The 5,418-nt window shown below is 72.4% G+C and carries 5 protein-coding genes; 2 read left to right on the top strand and 3 right to left on the bottom strand.

Annotation, left to right across the window (positions count from 1 at the left end; genetic code table 11):
* Positions 1 to 59: 59 nt before the first annotated feature.
* The 3 genes from MTQ10_RS27345 to MTQ10_RS27355 are packed head-to-tail and all read right to left on the bottom strand — an operon-like array spanning position 60 to position 3,287.
* Positions 60 to 1,469 (bottom strand): FAD-dependent oxidoreductase, encoded by a 1,410-nt coding sequence (locus MTQ10_RS27345; protein WP_247472927.1) that lies wholly within the window; start codon positions 1,467 to 1,469, stop codon positions 60 to 62.
* A complete protein-coding gene (locus tag MTQ10_RS27350; protein WP_247472928.1) occupies positions 1,462 to 2,652 on the bottom strand; it encodes a DUF6545 domain-containing protein in 1,191 nt (396 codons plus the stop codon). The genes MTQ10_RS27345 and MTQ10_RS27350 overlap by 8 nt, the downstream gene beginning before the upstream one ends.
* Before the next feature lie 47 nt (positions 2,653 to 2,699).
* Positions 2,700 to 3,287: a toxin-antitoxin system, toxin component gene (locus MTQ10_RS27355; RefSeq protein WP_247472929.1), complete on the bottom strand. Its 588-nt coding sequence runs from the start codon at positions 3,285 to 3,287 to the stop codon at positions 2,700 to 2,702.
* Between the two features lie 802 nt (positions 3,288 to 4,089).
* Between MTQ10_RS27355 and MTQ10_RS27360 the strand changes: the two genes are divergently transcribed.
* Together MTQ10_RS27360 and MTQ10_RS27365 are read left to right on the top strand one after the other, a co-directional pair.
* A complete protein-coding gene (locus MTQ10_RS27360) occupies positions 4,090 to 5,070 on the top strand; it encodes a hypothetical protein (protein ID WP_247472931.1) in 981 nt (326 codons plus the stop codon).
* Positions 5,067 to 5,303: a transposase gene (locus tag MTQ10_RS27365; protein ID WP_247472932.1), complete on the top strand. Its 237-nt coding sequence runs from the start codon at positions 5,067 to 5,069 to the stop codon at positions 5,301 to 5,303. Before MTQ10_RS27360 ends, MTQ10_RS27365 begins: the two co-directional genes overlap by 4 nt.
* Positions 5,304 to 5,418 lie beyond the last annotated feature (115 nt).

Below are 5,418 nucleotides of genomic sequence, written 5' to 3' on the forward strand. Positions count from 1 at the left end.
CCCCTACGGCCGGGCGGGCCGGGCACACCGCGAACCGCCCCCTCCCCCCGGGCGGGTGCTCAGCGGATCACCCCCGCCCTGCGCAGGAGGACCCTCTCGGCCCGGGTGAACGTGGGCCCGTCCAGGGGCCGCCGCAGCGGCCCGAGCAGCGCCGAGAGCAGCGCGCCGGGCTTCACGAGCGTGGCGGGCGAGGCCTGAAGGGCGAGTACGTCGGTCAGCGCGGTGGCCGCGTGGAAGGAACCCGTGGCCGTGCGGGACAGACGGCCGACATAGCGGTGCAGGAGACGGTCGGCGAGGTTCGGGCTCCTGCCCGTCGTGGTGTGGAAATGGATGTCCTGCCCGGTCGCCAGGGCCCACGCCCAGTCGACGGGACGGGCGATCGCCCGCTGAGCCGCGCGGGCCGCACCCGCGGAGAACCCCCCGGCGAGGATGTCGCGCAGCGCGAGCGCCCCCTGCGCGGCGACCGAAATGCCCTGCGCGTACACGGGGTTGAAGGTGGCGACGGCATCGCCCAGCACGACGAGGCCGCCGGGCCAGTGCCGCAGCCGCTCGTAGTAGTGACGCCGGTTCGCGGTGCTGTGGGTGACGCTGACACCGGTGACCGGTTCGGCGCGCGCGATCAGGTCGGCGAGAAGGGGGTGGCGCAGAGTCCGTGCGAAGGGCTCGAAGGCGTCCGCGTCCCGGGTCGGCTGCCCGCCGGGGCCGCCCATCAGGCTCACGTGCCAGCGGTCGCCCTCGATCGGCAGGATGCCGCCCGCACTCACGGGGCCCGGCAGACGCGGATCGGCCTGCACACCGACCATGGGCCAGTCACGGCTGGGCACGGGGGCGCGGTAGACGCGGCTCGCGTAGACCAGACCGGAGTCGATCTCGTCGTGCCGGAGACCGGTGACGCCGAGCCCGGCGAGCCACACGGGCGTACGGCTGGACCGGCCGGAGGCGTCGACGACCAGGTCCGCGCGCAGATCCTCCTCCGTGCCGTCGGCGGCGCGGACACGCACCCCCGTGACCGCGCCGCGGTCACCGAGCAGCCCCACCACCCTGGTGTGCGGGCGCACCCTCACCCGGGGATCCTTCAGCACCTGCTGGCGGACGACGGAATCGGTCAGGTCCCGGCTCGCGCTGATGACGTAGTGCGTGGAGCGCCGCCAGCGGCGGTACCAGCCCTCCGGGGAGCAGATGACCATGTGGCTGGTCACCGGTATGCGGTGGGCGCCCGCGGCCAGCAACAGGTCGACGGTGCCGGGCAGCAGGGTCTCGATCGCCTCGGCGCCGCCCGTCTGCAGCATGTGGATGTGCACGGCCTGGGGAACGCCGGTGCGCGGCTCGGGCCCCTCGGGCAACTCGTGCGCCTCGACGATCTCGACAGCACCGGCGTGATCCTTCACCGCGGCCGCGGCGAGGACGCCGGCCATGCTGCCTCCGACGATGACGACCCGGGCGGGACCGCGTCGGGGGACCTCACTCATGATGGGCTGCTTTCTGTGGGGTTGCGAGTCGGTTCAGCAGATACGGCAGAGAGGGCGAGGCCAGCGCCGACGACAGGGGAAGCAGGTCCCACGCCTGACGCACCGGCATGCTCGGGGTGCCGGCCGGCTGCGGCAGACCGGCGCGCTGCCGGTCCCGGGCGACGAGAAGCATGGCCGCGTCGGCGGTGGCCGCGGCACGCGCCCCGTCGCCGCCGTGGAGCAGCGCCGCCCGGTAGGCACACTCACGGACCTCCGGGTCGCAGTACGGGGCCAGCGCGAGGATGGCGTCGTACAGGGCGGTCTTCCGCCCGGTGAGCAGCACCGCAGGCGGTGTACGCCACCACGGCAGCGGCGCACGGACCGCGCCCGGCGTCGGCACATGCCGCAACGCCCGCCACAGAGGCGCCAGTTGCCGAAGCTGCCGGAGCACCCGGACGGTCCGCGCCAGACGCGGCCCCGCCAGCGGAAGAGCGAACCCGACGGCACCGAGCACGGCGACGGGCGTGGCGATCAGGACGGACACCGGGTCCACGAGGAAGTCCAGATCGCGTCCGGCCCACCGGGCGGCCACCGCCACCAGCCGGAGGACGTCGTAGCAGACGATCAGCAGGTAGGCGGGCGCGAGGACGCGCAGACCGGCCCGGAGCGCGCCGTGCACCTGCAGCGACCACCGCAGGCACAGCACGCCGGCGGCGGCCATCGCCACGCCCTGCGCGACGAGATAGGTGACGATCATCTCGCGGATGAAGGGAGTTGTGGCGTAGTGGACGTCGAACAGCGTGACCTGCTCCACGGGGGCGTCTCCCGCCCAGAACAGCGCGACGACGGCCACGACGACCGAGCTGTAGGCCGCCACGCACCAACGCGACCAGCGCCGGGTCAGCCCGGGCGGCCCCGGCCGCCAGTTGATGATCAGCAGCAGGCTCGCGCCGGCGAACGTCGTCGTCACCGCATACACGGTCGGAGCCGCGACGTTGGCGATGCCCGTGACCCGGTTGAGCGTGACGATCGAGCGGGGAGCGGCGAGGATCATCTGGCAGCCGCCGGCGAAGAGCAACAGGCAAGAGGCGCGCAGCAGCGTGTCGTGCCTCCTGCGGGCCAGCGCGGGCAGCTTCGCCGCGCACACCAGCAGCAGCACGAACCCGCAGACGTAGAAACCGAGATCACCGGGGCCCGAGGTCACCGTGGCCGCTGCCGCTTCGGCGGGTGACGCGGCTAACGGGAACGCGATCACAGCGGGCGGACGCGGTGGGCCATCGACGCCTGGATGCGTCCGGCGAGGTCCGCCGGATCGACCGCACCGCGCGCCTCCGCCAGCACGGTCTGCATGTCCGTGGCGAACCGGAAACCGAACCGCTCCGCCTCCACCTCCTCGTCCACCGCGTGCGCGTCGGCGCGGGCGGCGACATGCAGAGCGGCATCCGTCCGCACATCGGGGGAGAGTCCGTCGCCGTCGGCCACGGCCGGCAGGACGGCCGCCAGTGCCGTCGGCACGCCCGCGCCCGGCTGCCCGGCCGCACGGGCCGCGGAGGCCTCAGGACCCGTCCGGCCCGCACCCTCGCTGCGGAACATGTGCCACGCCTCATGACCGATGATCACCAGCTGATGCTCGGGGTCGGTGTTCTCCTCGTAGACGATCAGATCGTGATCCGCGCGGTCCACCCACAGCCCGCTCGCCGTCGCCGGCGGGAACGCCGCCTTCCGTAACCGGACCGGCCGGCCGCGCACCTGGCCGAGCGCCCGCCCCAGCGCGGGCACGACATCCTCGTCGGCCGACACCCGAAGACTTCCGACGAGCCGGGCACTGAGCCTGCGCATCGCTCTGGATCCCGCGTTCATGAGTGTCCTTCGTCGTCGAGTGCCGCCAAGACCTCCCGCGTCACGCGGGCACGGACCGGCTCCACGACGGTGCCGGCCGCCGCCCCGCCCACCGCCGTCCCGCGAGGCGCGAACGGAGAGCGAAGCCACGGAGGCAGGACCGAGGCCCCACAGTCCCCCGAGAGCGGACGGTCGATCAGATCGGTCCGCGACTGGGACCTTATCGGTCCACTTCATCACCATCAACGATCATTTATGGCCGACCGATCGACCACGGACACCCCATGGATCATGTTCACGCCATTCTCCTGGCCCACGCACCGGCCGTCCTGCCGCGACATCACCTGAAACACCGTCACGCTGAAGGGGTTTCGGACACATCCCCGAGCCGCCGGTCACACCACGCCCCTTGCACCAAGATCATCTCCGACCCTTCGTTCCCACCCGTCACACAGGCGGTGCACGGTGCGCACGCGAGCTCGAAGATCAGCCGCCGCCCTCCTCACCCTGTCCCTGCTGGCCGCCGCGGGCGTCGTCCCCGCCTGGGCCCTCCCCACCGGACCCGCCACGACAGCGGTGCAGAGACACACACCGCGGCTGACCTCCCGAAACCACCGAAGGCCATGACCCCGGCCGACCGCCGCGAACAGGTCGAACACTCCCGGGGCCGACGGGCCCCGGCGCACGCCTACGCGAGATCGCCCACAGCCCACCCGGCCGAGGAGACGCCGAGCGCGGACCCGCCGCCCGAACCGACGCGGCGCCGAAACGCTCCCCCGCGGCGACCGCGGACCCGGCCTGGGTGTCCTCCTGGGCCACGGCCTGCCCGGGCAGCCTGTCCATCGGCGGACAGATGAAGCCGGGAGCGGGCACCGGCACCTCGTACAAGGACATCTGGCTGTACGTCATCGACGAGGCGGGCAACTTCGTACTCCAGCAGGAGATCGAACGGACCGCCGCCGACGACCCCGCCGGGGCGGCCGGCCGGCTGACGTTGCACGACAAGGTCGGCAACCGCCTGACCTCCACCCGCGGCGGCACGACCACCGGTCACACCTACGACGCCGCCGACCAGCTGACCTCCACCACCACCGGCACCACGACCACCGCCTACGCGTACGACGGCGAAGGCAACCGGACCAAGGCAGGCACCGACACCTACAGCTACGACCTGGCCGGACACATCGCGCCCGCCACCGTCGCCGGCCACACCTGCACCTACGATCACGACGCCGCCGGCAACCAGATCGCAACAGCCGAGAACGGTACGGTCACCGGCCGCAACCAGTGGCACCCCAACGCCCCGCTGCCCCTTCTGGCGGGCGAGTACGACGGCGTCGGCGCGCTCAAGCAGTCGTACCGCTACGACCCGCTCGGGCAGCCCGCCGCCACCGAGAGCGGCTCGGGGGCGCTGTTCCACTACCACCACGACACACAGGGCTCCCCGGTCGATGTCACCGACAGCACCGGCACGCTCCTGCAACGGTGGGCGTACGCCCCCTTCGGCACCCGGGTGCTGGACACCACCGCCGACGGCGCCCCCGACACACCCCGTCCGCCACGGGCGCCCGCCACGAGCCCACGACCGGCTACCTCGACCTGCACGCCCGCCAGTACGACACCACCACCGGCCGCTTCGACCGGCCCGACCTGTCACGCGGAGCGCCGGCAGCCCGTACGTCTCCGCGTACGCCTACGCCGACAACCAGCCCACCGCTCTGACCGACCCCAGCGGGCTCACCCCCGGCGATCCCGACGACGAGCGGGTCGACAGCATCGGTGAGGCGCTCGGCATCTTCGGTCAAGGACGGCGACCTGGCAGGTGCGGACAAGGAGTCCCAGGAGGTGTCCATGCTCGCCCTGCACCTGCTCCAGTCCGCCCTCGTGCACGTCAACACGCTGCTGATGCAGCAGGTCCTCGCCGACCCGAAGTGGGCCGACACGCTCACCGACGCCGACCGGCGGGCCCTGTCCCCGCTGTTCTGGAGGCACATGAACCCCTACCTTGATCTTTAACCTCGGGGTCCGAACGGGGCCTCGTACTTGATCACTCGGACTGGTAACTGCGGTATGTACAGGCGGCCTTCGGCCGAGCATGTGATCCGACCAAGGAACACACAAGCTCAGCACG

This window comes from Streptomyces sp. XM83C, from assembly GCF_023072675.1.
Taxonomy (GTDB): Bacteria; Actinomycetota; Actinomycetes; order Streptomycetales; family Streptomycetaceae; genus Streptomyces; species Streptomyces thermocoprophilus.